Below are 17552 nucleotides of genomic sequence, written 5' to 3'. Positions count from 1 at the left end.
GGAGACATAGCAGTTTTTACATTGGTTTATATGGTCAAACCTGGGTAAAGTTTAAGGATTGTTGTCTAGAATTAGTAACCGAATTAATGAGACTCAATCCTAATAAACGAAAGTATTATCAACGAGGTATAAGGGCTAGGTTGCTTATAGAATCTGCATTTTAGCTTATTTCGTCGCCCCCTCAGGTTGCTGTTGTCCATCTAAACCGAGAGATTGTAAACCATATACTGGATAATCTTGAGCTAAATGACGAGCTAACTCTGCATAACACAGGACATTACCACCAACCGGGTGAATACAGAATAATGGAGGTTGGTTTCCACTGGTTTTAATGCCCACTAAGATGGGGTTTTGTGTATTTACTGAAGAACCCAGAAGGCTGGCTAGTTGTTCAATGGTGGGACTTTGGAAAAGGGTGGCTAAAGGTAAATTGATTTGGAATTGTTGTTGAATTTTTGACATCAGACGGACAGCTAGAAGGGAATGACCGCCCAGTTCAAAGAAGTTATCTTGTACTCCGACAGAGGTGAGATTCAAAACTTCTGACCAGATTTGAGTCAGTTGAAGTTCTATGGTTGTACGTGGTGCGACGTATTCCTCAACTCTGCTGAAAACCCCATCAGGTGCGGGTAGTGATTTGCGGTCTACTTTGCCATTTGGTGTTAACGGGAGGGTGTCTAAAGTAACGAAGGCACTGGGCACCATGTAGTCTGGTAGTTTCTGCTTGAGAAATTCTCGTAGTTGGTTGGTGCTTAGTGATTCTTCAACAACTATATAGGCAACTAGGCGTTTGTTACCAGGAAGATCTTCTCGGGCAATTACTACGGTTTGTTGGATTTGGGGGTGGGTGTTAAGTACTGATTCTATTTCCCCTAGTTCGATTCGGAAACCCCTGATTTTGACTTGGTTATCGATGCGACCTAGAAATTCAATGTTACCGTCTGGTAGGTATCTCGCTAAGTCTCCGGTTTTGTAGAGTCGTTCTGATTTGGAATTACAGAAGGGATTAGTGATGAATTTTTCCGATGTTAGTTCTGGGCGGTTGAGGTAGCCTCTGGCTAAGCCATCACCTCCAATGTATAATTCTCCAGGTACTCCTATGGGTACTGGTTGGAGGTGGCGATCTAGGATGTAGATTTGGGTATTATTAATGGCAAATCCAATCGGGACAAAAGAACCACTAAACTGATTATCTACAAGAGCGACCGCCGACCAAATAGTTGCTTCCGTAGGACCATATAAATTCCAGACTTGTTTGCTAGTCTTAAGCAATTCTTTGGCAAGAATTATATCTAAAGCCTCTCCACCACAGAGAATTTTTAATTGCTTGTTTCCTTTCCATCCTGCGGTTAGCAATAATCTCCAAGTTGCCGGAGTGGCTTGCATTGTAGTTACTTGGTAGTTGTCTAGACTTTGTGCTAAAAGCATTCCATCTGTGGCAATTTCTCGGCTTATAACAACTAAGCGTGCACCGGTAATTAAGGGAAGATATAATTCTAATCCAGCAATATCAAAAGATAAGGTAGTAACTGATATAAAAATATCCGTTGATTCTAATCCTGGTTTTTGCTGCATTGATTCAATAAAGTTCACCAATGCTTTGTGGTTAATTTGTACACCCTTTGGTTTACCAGTAGAACCAGAAGTATAAATCACATAAGCCAAATTATCCGAGTCAACCCCAACTTCAAGATTATCTTGACTATATTCCTCAATTGCTCCCCATTCACTATCCAAATAAACCATCTGTGTGTTATGTGAGGGCAAAGATTCTACTAGAGACTGTTGAGTCAACAATACTTCCACACCTGAATCTTCTAACATATAACTCAGTCGTTCTGAGGGATAATTAGGATCCAGGGGTACATAAGCACCACCAGCCTTGAGTATCCCCAACAGTCCTACCACCATCTGTACAGAACGTTCAACACAAATACCTACCAGTACCTCTGGTCCTACTCCCATTGAAAGTAGGTGATGTGCTAGTTGGTTAGCCCTTTGATTTAATTGATGGTAGGTCAACTGCTCTTCTTCAAACACCACCGCCACAGCATCTGGTGTTTTCTCTACCTGCTCCTCAACTAACTGATGAATACATTTCTCTTTGGGATATTCACTGGCAGTATCATTCCACTCCACCAACAGTTGATGACGTTCCTCTGCACTCAACAAAGGTAACTCTCCCACAGAAAGTTGGGGATTGTCCACAATTGCTGACAACAAGTTCTGGAAATGAGTAGCCATCCGTTTAATAGTAGACCGATCAAATAAGTCTGTGTTGTACTCCCATGTCCCCACCAATCCAAGCTCTGTTTCCGTCATTGACAGGGTCAAATCAAACTTAGAGGTAGTACTGTGTTGATTGAACTGACTCAAACTCAGACCTGGTAACTCTAATTTCCCCATCGGTGCATTCTGCAGCACAAACATCACCTGGAACAGGGGGGAATGACTCAAAGACCGTTGGGGTTGCAATGCGGATACTACCTGTTCAAACGGTACATCCTGATGTTCATAAGCGTTGAGTGTGGTTTCCCTGACTTGTTTGAGCAACTGAGAAAAACTGGGATTATCGTCAAAATGGGTTCTCAATACCAGGGTATTGACAAAAAACCCAATCAAAGGCTCAATCTCACGGCGATTGCGATTGGCTATAGGTGTACCAATTAAAATATCTTCTTGACCGCTGTAACGATATAGTAAAGTCCCAAACGCCGCTAACAGAGTCATAAATAAGGTAGTACCACTATCTCGAGACAGGGTTTGCAACTTCTGGGTTAATTCAGTATTTAAACTAAAACTTTCAGTCCGACCCTGATAAGTTGGCGCAGTTGGGCGAGGGTAGTCAGTAGCTAACTGTAATAATTTGGGAGCACCCTCTAATTTCTGTTTCCAGTAATTAAGTTGGGTTTCTAGTATTTCTCCACTTAACCATTGTCTTTGCCAAAGGGCAAAGTCAGCATATTGAATCGGTAATTCCGGTAACGGGGATGGCGCTCCTACACAAAAGGCTTGATATAAACTTGATAGTTCTTCGATTAATATTCCCATCGACCAACCATCCGATACGATGTGGTGCATGGTCAGCACTAACACATACTCACTGCTGTCTAGTTGCCATAATTTACAGCGGATTAATGGTGCTACCTCTAAGTCAAAGGGAGTTGTTGCTTCACGTTGTACTTCTTGCTTTAAGATAGTCTCCCGTTCTGGTTCTGGGTATTGTTGTAGGTCTACTACATTGATGTTAATGGTGCTGTCGGAATCAATTACTTGTATTGGTTTGCCATTAATAGTGGAGAAACTTGTCCGTAGTACTTCGTGACGATTGATTATTTCTGATAAGGCTTGTTCTAGGGCTAACACATTTAGGTTACCGGTGATTTGTAAAGCACCGTGCTCAATATAAGGAGCTTTTGACCCTTCAAGTTGATCAATAAACCACAGTCGTTCTTGACTAAAAGATAGGGGTAATTTTTGGTCTCTAGGAATAGCTTTAATTGGTGGGTAATTAGTATTATAACCTTGACCATTTTGTTGCAAAAAAACTATAATTTCTGCTTGACGTTCAGCTATTTGTTGGCGTAGCGCAGGGGTTATAGTTCCTTTATTAACACGACAAAGGAGTTTTTCACCGTTGGTTGAGATATTAATCCCCTGGTTGTGAAGCCAAGATATAAATTCAACTATATTTACCTGGTTGTTATTCATAATTAAATCTCTATTATTTCTTCATCTATTGCCAGATTATCTGGAACTTGTAATACTCTATGATCTACCTCTAGATACTCAGTTACATTCTTAAAGCCCATAAAAGCGCTAATCAACTCTAATCCAGAAGGGTATAACAGTAAAACTCGTTCTCCTTGCCATTGCTGGAGATGAGATGCGTACGCTGTTGTTTGTCTATCTAATTCGCCGTAAGTAAGACTCCCTGACTCAGTTTCTCCGTTTTCCAGAAAGATATAGGCTTGCTGATTAGGCATCGCTTGCGCTCTGTTGCCTAATAAATCCACTAAACTCAAGAATTTCGACTCCCCATTGGGGAAATAATTTACACAACTCGTCACTATGCTATTCCCTTAACAAGCAGTTCAAAAAAGTCAGATACCAATAATTATTTAATCAAGTTGTCAGTCCACAGTCAAGCCAAAGAACTAGTTGAATTCCTTAACTTACTCACGGCTCTTAACTAGCCTGAGTTTGTGCTCGAGCCAGGTGCTTATTAGGTCAGGGTATTCCCACCTTACTAAGCGCGATAAGTGAGTGATTGTGCTTTGAAAGTGAGAGCCTCGATCAGGGTTATATAGTAAGACCACACGATCAGGCAAGTTAATCGACCAATAATGCTTTCAGCGATCAGGCGGTTGGGTGGCAAATCCCTAGTTTTCGTGTTCTGCGATCGCCCTGATTGCCAAGTTGTGGTAAAACCATAGTTATTCTACTATATATCTCTGGGACAGGTGTGAATTTTTGAAACAAAACTTTACAAAATTCCGCCCATTTTTCCGATATTTATAGGGCTCTTCCGGACTTAACTATGCCGTCATGTTAGTTAAAACAACGAAGGATTGGTAAGACTGGGAGGAGCATCTGATGATACTAGAAAAACTCCATTCCTCAGGTAACTATGATGGGGTTAAATACCAGGTAGTTTTTCGATTAGTTGATGCCGCCGATTATGGCATTTTTTAATCCTGGTAACGGATGTTAATTGTTGGGATCAGATAATATTTAATTATCCAATATTATTTCCCGAAAAAACAACACTCGATAGCTTGTCGATTAGATTAAATTAAAAGCAAAAAAAATAGCCGTAGATATTATTTCTACGGCTATTTCAGTGCTGCAAACCCTATGTCATGTCTATCAGTTTCCGAATCAATCCGGATGTAATCCTACCGGATCTGATCAGGGGGGAAACCCCCCCAGAAATTTAAGGTATTAACCCCAAGTCTTCGACTTGGTTGCAAAACTAATTACTTGCCCTGGAATGCCGGTCGGCTGCAAAGGGCTCCAGTCGGAAACCTTAGCATACCCCAATGCACAAAGGCCGTAAATAGTATTAATTACTGCTTCAGGAGAGCCCTTAATGGACTTAATACGTTGTTTCTTTGGGTTATTGTCTTGATTCGGAATAAAGTCTGTAGACATGAGTAAAAAACTAAATGACGTTTGCAATTATTATTGTAATGAGTATATTTTTAATTGTCAATAATTTTGATGTTTTTTTTGAGGTATTTTGATGATAAATATAAAAAAAATAATTAAAAAATTAGCTTTTTGCGCCGTGTTACCAAAGATTTTTTATGGAATTTTATTTCATAATATATAATTAATTATTTATTGTAATATCTGTATTTTAGCTACCTAATTTATTTATTTTATTATTGTATTTTTTCGAGAGTGACACCAGATAAATAGACTTCTTCTGTCACTCCTAAATCTTGGTAGCAGGAACAAACTTAGTCCCGGAAGCGGTCAAACTAGTGCAGGGGGGCAGAAATAATACCAATTCTTGAAAGTATCACTACAGATGCAGATGGCCAGATGTCAATTTGAACCTAAAATCGCTAGTCTAACTGGTAGTAACCTTCTTTAGTTTCCTTATGGCTACCTTGCGCTTACATCTTCTCGGACCCAAACTAAGCAAGTGGATGATCATAGCATTATCCGCTGCTATACTCCCGTTATGTTTTGCTAGTGTGACCTTGTCCCAATCAAGTGATAATGATAATCCGAATCCATTGGAACTGACTGCTCCTGATCCCCTCCTTCCTTCGTTATCCCCAGAGGAACCTCTCAACCCTTCCGAACGTTCTAGACTCAACCAAGCTTTGGATGAACTGAATGCTGAAGCTCAAGCTGAATTCAAAGCTGGTAATCAATCCAAAGCCTTTGACATCTGGTATCGGGAAATCCGACTGCGGCGAGTGCTAGGGGATCCAGTGGCAGAAGTGCAAACCTTGGGCAGAGTAGGAGGAGTTGCCTGGAATGAAAATAATAAGCAGTCAGTGCAACTAATTACGGCACGGTTGGAAGAGATTCAGCAGGAAAATGAAGCAGAAGACTCGATCAATCTGCCACTGTTAAAAGCTTTGGGTAAGGCTTATGAACAGATCCGAGTGCCAGGACAAGCGTTGACAGTCTATGAGCAAATTCTCGCTGATGCTCGCAACCAGGACGATATGGCAACGGTTGAGGCTACCTTAAAGACCATGGGTGAATTGCACATGGCTTGGTTTGATTATCCCAAAGCAGCAGAAACCTATGAGGAATTACTGGCTCAAGCTCAGAGCGATGTTCCTTTGGAACCGCTTCGCGATGTTCCTTGGCCTTTGGGCCACGCTACGCGAATGGAACCGCTTCGCGAACGCATAAATGAACAAGAACAAGTGGCTTATTTACAACAGCTAGCTTATATCTACGACCAAGACCAACAACCAGACCAGGCATTGCCCAAAAAGCAGCAATTAGTGGACATTTACCTCAATCAAGGCAATGATACCCAGATTCCAGCCCTGAAAATTGCGATCGCATCTGACTACAACGCCCTCAATCAACCAGAAAAAGCTAGTCAAACCTATCAAGAAGCCTATGCCTTAGCCTGGTCTCTACAGCAGTTTGCCCATGCTAGCGAGGCACTACAACCTCTAGCAGAACTTTACCTTACCTCTCAGCAGCCAGAGTTTGCCTTGCAAGTTTATGAGGTTTTGCTTCAAGTTGAGCAAAAATCCTATAATTACTATGGCTTGATGAACACTTACGACAAAATTGGTCAAATTTATCTGGATATGAACAACTATCCTCAAGCCTTAGCAGCATTTCAAAAGGGGCTAGACTTGGCTGAATCATTGCAGCATCGAGAAGCTTATTTTGTCAATAAAATTCAGTTAGTGAATCGGCAAAATTCGTAGTATAATTGTACTTGGATAGTTTAACAATTAACGACTATAGTACAGGGAATCGGGAATCGGGAATCGGGAATCGGGAACTTCCGATGAAGTATTCATTGATGAATTTGGTATATTTATACCAATAGTGGAAATTACGAGTATAGATCAATTTCATTTCCGTATCTCCCCATTTCCGTATCTCCCTATCTTCCCATCTCGGGAGCTAGACAACCGCCTCACTCTTCACCGTTATCTGAATCATCAGAGTCGATTAACAAATACAACAATGCACAAATAGCAGCAGCAATACCTAACAATGGAGATTCAGTAGAGAGAGTTAGAACTAGTAACACAATTTCCAGAAGGGTTTGGAAGCTTTCGAGATTGTTCATGAAAATTGTTTCAGGTGAACTACAACTTCATCAAACCCTGAGGCTAAAGCAGTTCAGACCTTGGAAGCTATTGAGATCAGGTGACTTATAGCCAACTTATAATTGATTGCCGACTTGTACCTGAGTTGTACCTGAGTTGGGCTGAGTGACTATAAAAGATAGTTATAGTTTGAGTAGTTCATCGAACCGACAACTATGTCTCGCTCACTCAGAGTTCATCCAGAGTCTATTGACCAGGTTAAATTAGCTCTTAAGCGCAACGGTTATCCTCGCCAGAAAGACTTAGCTGAGGAATTGGAGATATCTCTATCAACCCTCAATAATTATCTCAATGGCCGACCTGTCGATAACCTGAATTTTCAAGAAATTAGTGAAAAATTGGGGCAAGACTGGAAAGCGATCGCTCTTCTAGATCAAGAAAGCACACCAAGCAATAGCAATGTTAATCCAGATCCGTGGACACCGGATTTAGATCAGGACGAGTCTATCCCTGACGTTGACTATTATGTTGAACGCCCTCCTATTGAAACCACTTGTTATCAAACACTGTTACGTCCCGGTGCCTTGGTGAGAATTAAAGCACCAAGTCTAATGGGGAAGACCTTACTCATAGCTAGAGTGCTGAGAAAGTTGGTTGCCCAGCAGGGCTATCAAACTGTGTATATTAATCTGCACCTGGCTAACCACACTGACCTTGGCAATCTTAATTCATTACTTAAGTGGTTTAGCTTCTGTGTCAGTGAAAGTTTAGGATTAGCTAATCGATTAGCTGATTACTGGTACGAAGGATTATCGACCAGTAAAATGGCTTGTACCAACTACTTTGAACGGTATTTGCTACAGCAGGTTAACAGGCCAGTGGTCTTATGTTTGGATGAGGTTGACCGAGTTTTTCCTCACCGTGATGTGGCATCGGACTTTTTAGGAATGTTACGAGCTTGGCATGAGAAAGCCAAGATGGGTAAACGTTTAGAACGGCTCCGATTAGTGGTAGTTCATTCCACAGAAGTTTATATTCCCCTTAACCTTAACGAATCCCCGTTTAATGTTGGTGTTCCGATTGAGTTACCGGAATTGACCCAAGAGCAAATTATTGAATTAGCGCAACAATACCAACTTGATTGTACAGCATCTGAGGTTGAGCAATTGCAGGGCTTAGTAGGCGGACATCCCTATTTAATTGGCGAATGCTTTAACCATCTCAAATTTAATGGTACTGGTTCCCTCGAGAAAGTATTAAACAATGCTGCCACCGAAGCTGGGATTTATCGCAACCATCTACGACACCTCTGGCAGATGCTACAGCAACACCAAGCTTTGGCTGATGCTTTTAAAGATGTGATTGAGGCCAGTTGTCCTATTCCCTTAGAATCCCGATCAGCTTACAAACTACACAGTATGGGATTAGTTCATTTACAAGCACATCAGGTAACTCTCCGTTGTCAGTTATATCGGGAGTATTTTCAAGCGCGATTCCAGGAGACCCAATGATTGAAACCCAGACTATGCAAATCTATCAAGTAGGCGGCGCATTACCCCTTAATGCTAGCAGTTATGTCAAGCGTCAGGCCGATGAGGAGTTGTATCAATACCTAAAAGCAGGGGAATTTTGTTATGTCTTAAATTCCCGTCAGATGGGGAAGTCTTCCCTGAAAGTTCAAACCATAAAACGGTTGCAACAAGAAGACATTGTTTGTGCTTCTATTGATATTACCATGCTCGGGTCGCAACAGATTCCCCCACGGGAATGGTATGGCGGTTTGATTAGTGGGTTGGTGTCTGAGTTGGAACTCTATGATAGGTTTGATGAATACCATTGGCTTCAACAGCACCAAAAGATTTCTCCGGTGCAGTGCTTTGGTAAGTTTATCAAAGAGATATTGTTTGAATATATTGCTCAACCAATTGTTATTTTTATTGATGAAATCGATAGTGTTCTGCAATTAAGCTTCAAAGATGACTTCTTTGCTCTAGTTCGAGCCTGTTACAACAAACGGGCAGAAAATTCTGCTTATAATCGCCTTAGTTTTGTGCTGTTGGGGGTGGCTACACCAGGGGATTTGATTGGAGATAAAGACCGAACCCCCTTTAATATCGGACGGGCGGTGGAGTTACATGGCTTTCAACGCCATGAAGTTGAGCCGTTAGTTAGGGGATTGGCGGGACAGGTCAGCAACCCCCAGGCTGTTCTCCAGGAGATATTAGACTGGACAGGAGGACAGCCCTTTCTTACCCAAAAGCTGTGTCAGTTGGTGGTGAGTTCTGCCTCGGTTTTCGATCCCTTAAAAAAGGGGGAGAAGGCATGGATTGAGAAATTGGTGCGATCGCATATCATCTCGAACTGGGAAGCTACCGATGAGCCAGAACATTTGAAGACCATACGCGATCGCATCTTGAGTAATGAGCAACGGTCTGCCTACTTGTTGGAATTGTATCAGCAAGTGTGGCAACAGGGAGAAGTTGTTGCCAATAACAGTTTTGAGGAAGGTAAGTTACAGTTATCTGGATTAGTATTCAAGCAGAGAGTTGGAGCTTTTCCAGTTCTTAAAGTCTATAACCGTATCTATCATCAAGTCTTTAATCAAGACTGGATTGAACAAGAATTAGCTGCATTACGTCCCTATTCGGAAGGGTTTAGGGCTTGGGTGGCGTCGGGATGTCAGGATGAGTCGCTGTTGTTGCGGGGGAAGGCTCTCAAGGATGCTCAGGCTTGGGCGAAAAGAAAGAATTTAAGTTATTTAGATCAACAGTTTTTGGCGGCTAGTGAAAAGAAGGGGATTGAGGAGCAAATCGCTCAAGAGAAGCTGGAAGCAGAATTAGACAGAGAGAGGAAGGATAGGGAAGCGACCCAGAAGAGAAATCAGGTACTAACTGAGGCGAATCGGAAGGCTCAACAGCGGATTCAGATCGGCGCTGTGGTGCTAAGTATAGCTGTGTTGGGAGCAATTGTTTCAGGAGTAGTGGCAGGTAAGGAAGTGATCAGAGTACAGCAAGCTAAAGCTGCTCATAAAATAATCAAAGAAGATATCGAAACCATTAATAGGCTCTCTGAACTTGCTGCAGAACTCCAAAACAAGGGGCTGTCTTCTGAAGCACAAGAGGCATGGGTTCAAGTCAGTCAGTCTACGCCAATCCCACAAGACAAACGTGATTTCAAGCAAGCCATGCTGCTAGCTTCAATTTCTTTAGCAAATCAGCAACTTAGTCAGAAGTACCAAGAATTTGAACAGGATAGTAAAGCAACCGAACGGTGGAATGAGGCTAGACAAATGATTAAACAGATCAAGAAAAACAATCTCTTACCCTCACAACCAAATTCAGATGTCCCCGAAGAATGGGCAATTCAGGTTCATGTCAAAAGAGTAGAAGGGAGCTTGCTGAAAACAGAAGGGAAGATAGAGGAAGCCTTAAAATCTTACCAAGAAGCCTTTAATCTCCTTGATAAGGCTTGGCAAAAGTTTCCGAACGTTGATATCGATACAGAAACTCCTATACCTAGCTTTCTTCCTCAACAACAGTCAATACTCTCAACGAATGCCGTAGAAAATTTCCATCGAGAATACATTGAGTTACTATCTGAAAACGGTCAAGACTCTCAAATGGTCAAAGACTCTCTGTTGAATCACTTTCTCGCTGAACTTCACTTCTTTATGAAGTCGGGAAACTGGAAAGATGCTGAGCTAAAAAATGTTCGTATCATGCTTTACATCGCTGATCGAGAAAAAGAAGGTTGGCTCGATCTCAAACATATTGAACAATGTTCCTGCCAAAAGCTACGTACTCTTAACACCCTTTGGTTAAAACACTCAGATGGAAAGTTTGGCTTCAGTGTACAAAAGCAAATCTTGGACAAAATTATTGCTGAGCGTGGCTTACCCAAGGGAGAGTATGATGAATTATTAGATGAAACATGGTACGAGTGGTGGGAAAAAGTAAACTGGTATGCAGAAATTTTCAACAAAAACAAAGCGGAGGAAGGACACTTACCCTTGGCACCGTGGAACACCAAGGAAAATCGTACTGTGACTTTCCGGAGAGAAGACCCAGTGACGGATTGGCGCAAGTCTTTTCTTAGTGATCTATTCTCCCGTTGCGACTGGTAAACTTTAACATCCTGTAGCTAACCGCTCAAACTATAACCTTAAAAATTATAATTTTAAGGTTAACTTGGCGGTCATTTCATCTCTAATTATCCCATTCTTCCGGATCATCAATCATGCCGGGATTAATTAGGGTAATATCATACTCATCGACTTGATCTACTGGATCAGTTGGCGTATTCTCTCGCTTCAGTAGATAATATTTAGCACTGACCTTAGGGGCAAAAATTACCTCATCTTCATCTTCGAGATCATGGGCTTGAAGCTTACGACCATTGATTAAAATGCCATTGGCACTAGTCTTACCTTTGAGGTTACCATCAAAAATTCGGTAGTAGGGACTGCCATCAGAACGTCTACGCCTGACTAAGGTGGCATGTCGGCGAGACACAAACTTTGAAAACAGGCGGATATCAGACTCTGGATCTCTACCGATAGAATATACCTCCTCTTCCAAAGGAATCTGCTTGCTTCCTTTGTCATCCTCAATAATCAGTAAATGGTTGTGGTCAGATTGTGTAGCCATGAATCGCTCGTGATCAAAAGGGTAATTGCTTGAGAACAATGCTCTTATTTACTTACATTGGCACAGGTCTCAATCAGCTTGCGACTGACTTAGGTACTGATTTACCTAGAAAACCTCTCCTGAGTGGTGAGCATTACCTGATTATCTGTTATTCAACCATTGAATCAATAAAAGTCAAAAACTAGACACCAAGCTGACTCTATGGTGGTTGCTTCCAATGACCCAGAGAAGTATAGCTTTCTGAAACCTTGCTGCTGTGGATGGTTTACTATAGGTATTCAAGCGGACTTGCACTAATTCCGTAAACGGGTTAGCAACAGTGAGTTTGTGACAACACTAACTGAGCTGAAAGCCATGAAGGCACCAGCAGCAGCAGGAGAAAGTACCATCCCAAATCCTGGTAGTAGCCCACCAGCGGCTATGGGAATACCCAATATATTGTAACCGAATGCCCAAAACAGATTCTGGCGGATTTTGTTGAAGGTTGCTCGTGATAGGTCTATGGACTTGACCACATCGAGCAAGTTATTACCAATCAGAATAATTCCTGCTGTTTCCGCTGCCACATCGGTTCCCCCATGCAAGGCAATCCCAACATCAGCTTGTGCTAGAGCTGGACTGTCATTGATGCCATCTCCCACCATAGCGACACAGTGTCCCTGGTCTTGGAGGTTTGCGATCGCATTAGCTTTGCCATCAGGAAGCACCCCAGCGATAACATCTTCTGGCTCTATTGACAAAGTTTTGGCCACAGCAGCCGCTACTTCCGGTCTGTCACCAGTTAGCATCATCACCCGCAATCCCAGGTCTTTGAGGTGTTCTACTGTTTCTTTAGCCTCGACTCTCGGAAGATCATTCACACCAATTAATCCAGCTAGTAGCCCATCAACGGCTACATAAACTACTGTTTTACCCCCATCTGCCAAAGCCTTGACTTCAGCTTGAGCAGTATCACTAATCGTAACATCCTGCTTACTCAACCAGTCTGCACTGCCAAGCACTACCCGTTGGTTTTCTACTAAAGCTGATAGTCCCAATCCTGGTTCTGTGTAAAAATCTTGAGCCCCTAACATCGGTAACTGTTGCTGTTGAGCTTCGGTAACAATTGCGCTACCTAAGGGATGGGATGTGCCACTTTCTGCTGCTGCTGCCAGTTGCAGCAATTGGCTAGCAGAAGATACAGCAATGGTTTTCGTAGCAATCCCGCTCTGTTGATCATTCTCTGTTTCAGGTTGAATCAGCAGGCAATCGGTAACCGTGGGTTGACCCTGAGTTAGGGTACCGGTTTTGTCAAAAACCACAGTATCCAGCCGATGCACCTGTTCTAAAATGTCACCACCTTTGATTAATAAGCCCCGCTTTGCCCCCAGGCTGGTACCGACTAGAATGGCGGTAGGTGTGGCTAGACCCAAGGCACAAGGACAAGCAATCACTAAAACTGCGATCGCTAATTTCAAACTCAACAGTAATGGAGAAGCCGCCATGGTTGACCAGACCTCCGGCCAGATTCTAGTTCCAGCCACGTACCAAAATAGGAACGTTAAAAATGCGATCGCCATCACCCCATAGGTAAAATACCCTGCTACTAAATCTGCTAACTGCTGTACTGGCGCTTTCCGAGTTTGCGCTTCCTCCACTAGTGCTACAATTTGTGCCAAAGTAGTTTCTCTACCAGTACGGGTTGCCTTTACCACCAGCAGTCCTGATTGATTCAACGTGCCACCAGTAACCATGTCCCCTGGTTGCTTCAATACTGCTCGGGATTCCCCCGTCAGCATTGACTCATCAATTGATGAGAGTCCAGTAATCACTTCCCCATCGACAGGAACTTTTTCCCCAGGTAATATCCTTAACAATTCTCCCACCCGGACTTGCTCCACAGGAATTTCGATACCCGCAAGGTCATCTTCTTTACTGTCTAATGTTCCAATCAACCGGGCTACCTGAGGCTGTAGGGATAACAGAGACTCAAAATCAGCAGCAGCTTGATATCTTGCTCCTTGTTCTAAAGTCCGACCTAAAAGAATAAAACCCAGCAACATCACTGGCTCATCAAAGAAACATTCCCATCCCAGGTTAGGGAATAGTAATGCCACACAGCTAGTGGTGTAAGCCGTCACCGCCCCCAGTCCGATCAACGTATTCATATTGGGAGCACCGTGCCACAAACCGCGCCCACCCTCTACGATAATAGAGCGTCCCGGAAGTAGTAGCGCTAGAGTTGCCAATGCCCAATGGAACCACAACGTACTCAATACTGGCAGCATTGGTCCATGGAACCAATGACCGATATGTCCTAATGTAGAGAAGACAATCAGCACAGCAGCAATCACTAGTTGCTGGCGGTATGCTCTGGCTTCTTGCTCATGTCTCTGGGCTGGTGTTAACCTATCCTGGCTCTTAGTTCCCTGTTCAGTTTCAGGTAAACGGGGTTGACTAGGAAACCCCTTTGATGTAAGCAGCTCAGCTAGGACAGTTGGTTCTACCTCACCAGCTTGATACTCTACCACAGCTACCCCAGTTACCAGATTGACACAGGCTTTCGATACCCCAGGGTTACTGCTCAGTTGCCGTTCCACTACACCAACACAACCAGCACATTTCATGCCAGTTACATCTAATGTGATGGTTTCTACAGGCAAAGCTGGTTGAGTTAAGGTAGTCTTGGGATAAGTTGGGATAGATTTTGGCATAGATTTGGTGAACAGCTTCAGTAATAGTGGCAATGCCTAGATGATTAAGAAGAACACATGCCTCTTATTTCCAGCTTAGGCTAACAGCTGCTCAACTAGCCTACAGTTAATGTTTTTAATGGTTATCATTATTTTGGTGTTTATGTAAATGACGACAGCAGGAGACTTGGAAAAAAAAAGCTTCCCCAGCTTAGATAATTCAGATCGCACTAACTTAAGGGTTTCGACAAGTTTTGGACGTGTTAATAGTTGATAAAAAAAGCCCTAAATAGATTAACTGTGCCAGTAGCTTAGTCTTGAAATTGCGATTGACCTTGGCCTTTTGGCCAAAAGGCCAGGGAATTATGAAGGAGAATATCAAGGAAATATGAATTAAATATGAAGTATTTCAAGAAACGAGCACTTATGATTTTACTCTCATGAAGGGAATTTCCTTGAAAATCTAGTAAGTCTGACTTGTAAGTCTCAACTTAGACAAACAAAATGACACAAAAATATACAGAAGCGGACACAGAAGCGTTTTACGATCACGAAGACAGCATGTATCGTAGCTTCTGGGATTCTGAAGGCAGTTTACATTGGGGCTATTTTGACAACTTAGCCGACGCTCGTGCTCAAGACTTTGTCCCAGCTTGCCATCGTTGGAATGAATATATGCTCGCCTGCAGTGGGCTGACTACTGAATCTCGGGTACTTGATATCGGTTGCGGCAACGGCAACACCGCTATCTGGCTAGCCCAGCAGACAGGATGTGAAGTTGTCGGCATTGACATCAGTGCAGTCGGGGTTGGCAATGCCAAGGCATTAGCTCAGGAGTATCCCTCCCTACGCCTCTCTTTTCAGAAAGCATCAGTAACTAGCCTACCTTTCTCAGACAATTCCTTTACCCATGTCTGGAGCCAAGCCACCCTTTACCATGTCCACCAGCGGGAGCTAGCTCTGAAGGAGATTTACCGTGTTCTTCAAGAACAAGGCATCTTCCTATTCGATGATCTGATCACTCCAGTGTCCGAGATCAGCGCAGAAGGCCAAAAGCACGTTTATCAACGACTACTGTTTGAACCAACATTTAGCTATGAGTCCTACGCAAAAACACTCAGTGAAATTGGCTTGATGGTGTTGGAGGCTAAAGACTTGAGCGAACACCTCAATAAGAGCTACCAACTGTTGTCAGAGCTAGCTCTGAGCAAGTATCCGAAACTTAGCGCTTCCTATGATAAGATGTGCGAGGCGATTACAGCTCGGGAACTCGGATGGAGTTTCTATCGCTGTCAAAAGGTAAGCGATCGCGTGTCGTGGATCTACGGAACTAATGATGAAAAAACTTTAAAAGATAAGTACAATGCTTGGGCGACCATTTACGATGCTGACTTAGACGAGACCTATCGTTGCTCTCCCGTTCTATCCGCTAGGGCTCTGGCAAAGGTACTGCCAAATAAAGCAGCAAGCATTCTTGATGTTGGAGCAGGTACAGGAATGGTAGGTGAGGCTCTGGCAGACCTAGGATACACCAACATTACAGCAGTTGACTTCTCCGAGGAAATGCTGGAGGTAGCTAGGAAAAAGCAAGTTTACACTGCCTTGCACCAAGGGAACGTGGCAGAACCTCTAACCTTCTCTACTCCTGAGGCGTTCGACGGGATTGTGGTGTTGGGGGTATTCACCTTTGGTCACGCCCATCCTAAAGGGTTGCGAAACCTATTCGAACTATTGAAGTCTGGAGGATATTTTGTCCTCACCCTGCGAGTTGACTACTACGAAAGCAACGATTCATTACAAGAGATTCTCGAAGAGCTGTCATGGAGTATACTCGATCGAGTAGAGTTTAACATCTTTGAAACAGAACCAATGGTTGCTCTCGTGCTTAAAAAGCACTAATTGCTGATAGTTTAAGGGAAAATCATGGCTACACCATGCAAATACTATGACGTTCCATTAAAAAAGCTAAACTCAAAAAATGCTGAAGGATTAGGAAATGTATTCACGGATTTTGAAGATGTTGAAATAGAGTTGTGTAAATGGCCAAACCCAGGGAAACGACCTCTTATTGCTAGGGGGGGTTATGGTACATTTATTGAAGACGAATTCAAAGTATATTGGCGTGGTTCTACGGTGCTTTCCGCTGACCATAAAAATGCTCGCGGTGGTGCAACTGGAAAGGCTGTAGTTGATCCTGAAACTAACTCTAACTATGTGCTAGTGCATTGGCTTAGCGCCCATCTAGATGCAGGAGAGGCTTTTATTCCTAAAAATGGTGAACCTAGCATCTTTTTATTAGCGCCTCCTGGGGACAATGTCAAAGCAGAAGATTTTGTAGCGCTTTACTCTGATGGTAGTTACGGCATATCAATTCATCCTGGAGTATGGCACACAGCTCCCTTACCACTGTCTGGAGAAGTAGTCTATAAAAATAAACAAGGCAGTATCTATGCTACCGTAGATTGTCTATTGTTGAAGGAGCAAGATACTTGTCTAAAGATTCCCCTTCGTAAACCTGAAGAAGACTGAGAATATAGATAGCAAACACAGCACGGAATGGATAGAAACAGATGATTTTCTATAAGTTGAAGTGCAAGTATTTCCCATAGCCGCTTCTAAAGGAGCTAGAGCGCCAGTTAAGTAACTGTTAAACTGGCTATTTCAATGGATAGAAAGGGATAGGGCGGGAGGGAGAAAGGTAAATCGATGTATTTTCATGAAAATAGTGATGTATCAAAAAATGTGTCAACTTCTATTACTGAATAGCTGCTAAAAATCGCCTATTTAGTAATCATGGCAGACGAGAAAAAATCCGTATTTCGAGACTCATAAATCACTGATTAACCGAAGTGATTTAGGTTTTTGGTGATTGTTGGAGCGATGGTATAGCAATCTCAAATAGAGATCGTAAAATGCCAATGGCTAAGTCCAGAAATAGGCTCGTTCAAGTCAATTGAATTTTAATT

Annotated in this window: 11 protein-coding genes and 1 pseudogene; 6 read left to right on the top strand and 6 right to left on the bottom strand. The window is 42.7% G+C overall.

The window, feature by feature from the left end; genetic code table 11:
* Positions 1–164, top strand: a pseudogene (locus tag F6K46_RS24150) (IS4 family transposase); the annotation flags it as partial.
* Position 165: 1 nt separating this feature from the next.
* On the opposite strand, the gene F6K46_RS24145 reads toward F6K46_RS24150, so the two are convergent.
* The 3 genes from F6K46_RS24145 to F6K46_RS24135 form a co-directional block, all read right to left on the bottom strand.
* Positions 166–3711: an amino acid adenylation domain-containing protein gene (locus F6K46_RS24145; protein WP_293062852.1), complete on the bottom strand. Its 3546-nt coding sequence runs from the start codon at positions 3709–3711 to the stop codon at positions 166–168.
* A 2-nt stretch (positions 3712–3713) separates the two neighbouring features.
* Entirely contained in the window at positions 3714–4070 is a 357-nt protein-coding gene (locus F6K46_RS24140) for a hypothetical protein (RefSeq protein ID WP_293062850.1), read from the bottom strand.
* An 874-nt stretch (positions 4071–4944) separates the two neighbouring features.
* Positions 4945–5154, bottom strand: a complete 210-nt coding sequence (locus F6K46_RS24135) for a hypothetical protein (protein ID WP_075903212.1) — start codon at positions 5152–5154, stop codon at positions 4945–4947.
* A gap of 503 nt (positions 5155–5657) precedes the next feature.
* Between F6K46_RS24135 and F6K46_RS24130 the strand changes: the two genes are divergently transcribed.
* Positions 5658–6917, top strand: coding sequence for a tetratricopeptide repeat protein (locus F6K46_RS24130; protein ID WP_293062847.1), 1260 nt, complete (start codon positions 5658–5660; stop codon positions 6915–6917).
* A gap of 215 nt (positions 6918–7132) precedes the next feature.
* Here F6K46_RS24130 and F6K46_RS24125 read toward each other — a convergent pair whose 3' ends face one another.
* On the bottom strand, positions 7133–7288 hold the full coding sequence (locus F6K46_RS24125) for a hypothetical protein (RefSeq protein ID WP_293062840.1): 156 nt from the start codon (positions 7286–7288) through the stop codon (positions 7133–7135).
* Between the two features lie 195 nt (positions 7289–7483).
* Between F6K46_RS24125 and F6K46_RS24120 the strand changes: the two genes are divergently transcribed.
* Together F6K46_RS24120 and F6K46_RS24115 are read left to right on the top strand one after the other, a co-directional pair.
* Positions 7484–8779 (top strand): AAA-like domain-containing protein, encoded by a 1296-nt coding sequence (locus F6K46_RS24120; RefSeq protein WP_293062838.1) that lies wholly within the window; start codon positions 7484–7486, stop codon positions 8777–8779.
* Positions 8776–11391: an AAA-like domain-containing protein gene (locus F6K46_RS24115; protein ID WP_293117426.1), complete on the top strand. Its 2616-nt coding sequence runs from the start codon at positions 8776–8778 to the stop codon at positions 11389–11391. Before F6K46_RS24120 ends, F6K46_RS24115 begins: the two co-directional genes overlap by 4 nt.
* A gap of 82 nt (positions 11392–11473) precedes the next feature.
* Here F6K46_RS24115 and F6K46_RS24110 read toward each other — a convergent pair whose 3' ends face one another.
* Positions 11474–11914 carry an FHA domain-containing protein gene (locus F6K46_RS24110; RefSeq protein WP_198954185.1) on the bottom strand — a complete coding sequence of 147 codons (441 nt, stop codon included), beginning with the start codon at positions 11912–11914 and terminating at the stop codon, positions 11474–11476.
* A gap of 293 nt (positions 11915–12207) precedes the next feature.
* Complete coding sequence (locus F6K46_RS24105; RefSeq protein ID WP_293062833.1) at positions 12208–14607, bottom strand: heavy metal translocating P-type ATPase; 2400 nt, start codon at positions 14605–14607, stop codon at positions 12208–12210.
* Between the two features lie 483 nt (positions 14608–15090).
* On the opposite strand from F6K46_RS24105, the gene F6K46_RS24100 reads away from it, so the two are divergent.
* Both F6K46_RS24100 and F6K46_RS24095 read left to right on the top strand, forming a co-directional pair.
* Positions 15091–16485 carry a methyltransferase domain-containing protein gene (locus tag F6K46_RS24100; RefSeq protein WP_293062831.1) on the top strand — a complete coding sequence of 465 codons (1395 nt, stop codon included), beginning with the start codon at positions 15091–15093 and terminating at the stop codon, positions 16483–16485.
* Positions 16486–16509: 24 nt separating this feature from the next.
* The gene (locus F6K46_RS24095; protein ID WP_293022401.1) at positions 16510–17115 is read left to right on the top strand and encodes an ureidoglycolate lyase; all 606 of its coding nucleotides are present in this window, start codon (positions 16510–16512) and stop codon (positions 17113–17115) included.
* Positions 17116–17552 lie beyond the last annotated feature (437 nt).

It is taken from the genome of Moorena sp. SIO3E8 (assembly GCF_010692445.1).
In the GTDB taxonomy this organism is placed as follows: domain Bacteria; phylum Cyanobacteriota; class Cyanobacteriia; order Cyanobacteriales; family Coleofasciculaceae; genus Moorena; species Moorena bouillonii.
This window is presented reverse-complemented; position numbering and strand designations above follow the sequence as displayed.

What these genes read in the sequence shown, in the direction of transcription:
- F6K46_RS24145 (WP_293062852.1), bottom strand. Translation starts at nt 3,711, where the DNA reads ATGAATAACAACCAGGTAAATATAGTTGAATTTATATCTTGGCTTCAC.
- F6K46_RS24135 (WP_075903212.1), bottom strand. Translation starts at nt 5,154, where the DNA reads ATGTCTACAGACTTTATTCCGAATCAAGACAATAACCCAAAGAAACAA.
- F6K46_RS24130 (WP_293062847.1), top strand. Translation starts at nt 5,658, where the DNA reads ATGATCATAGCATTATCCGCTGCTATACTCCCGTTATGTTTTGCTAGT.
- F6K46_RS24125 (WP_293062840.1), bottom strand. Translation starts at nt 7,288, where the DNA reads ATGAACAATCTCGAAAGCTTCCAAACCCTTCTGGAAATTGTGTTACTA.
- F6K46_RS24120 (WP_293062838.1), top strand. Translation starts at nt 7,484, where the DNA reads ATGTCTCGCTCACTCAGAGTTCATCCAGAGTCTATTGACCAGGTTAAA.
- F6K46_RS24115 (WP_293117426.1), top strand. Translation starts at nt 8,776, where the DNA reads ATGATTGAAACCCAGACTATGCAAATCTATCAAGTAGGCGGCGCATTA.
- F6K46_RS24110 (WP_198954185.1), bottom strand. Translation starts at nt 11,914, where the DNA reads ATGGCTACACAATCTGACCACAACCATTTACTGATTATTGAGGATGAC.
- F6K46_RS24105 (WP_293062833.1), bottom strand. Translation starts at nt 14,607, where the DNA reads ATGCCAAAATCTATCCCAACTTATCCCAAGACTACCTTAACTCAACCA.
- F6K46_RS24100 (WP_293062831.1), top strand. Translation starts at nt 15,091, where the DNA reads ATGACACAAAAATATACAGAAGCGGACACAGAAGCGTTTTACGATCAC.
- F6K46_RS24095 (WP_293022401.1), top strand. Translation starts at nt 16,510, where the DNA reads ATGGCTACACCATGCAAATACTATGACGTTCCATTAAAAAAGCTAAAC.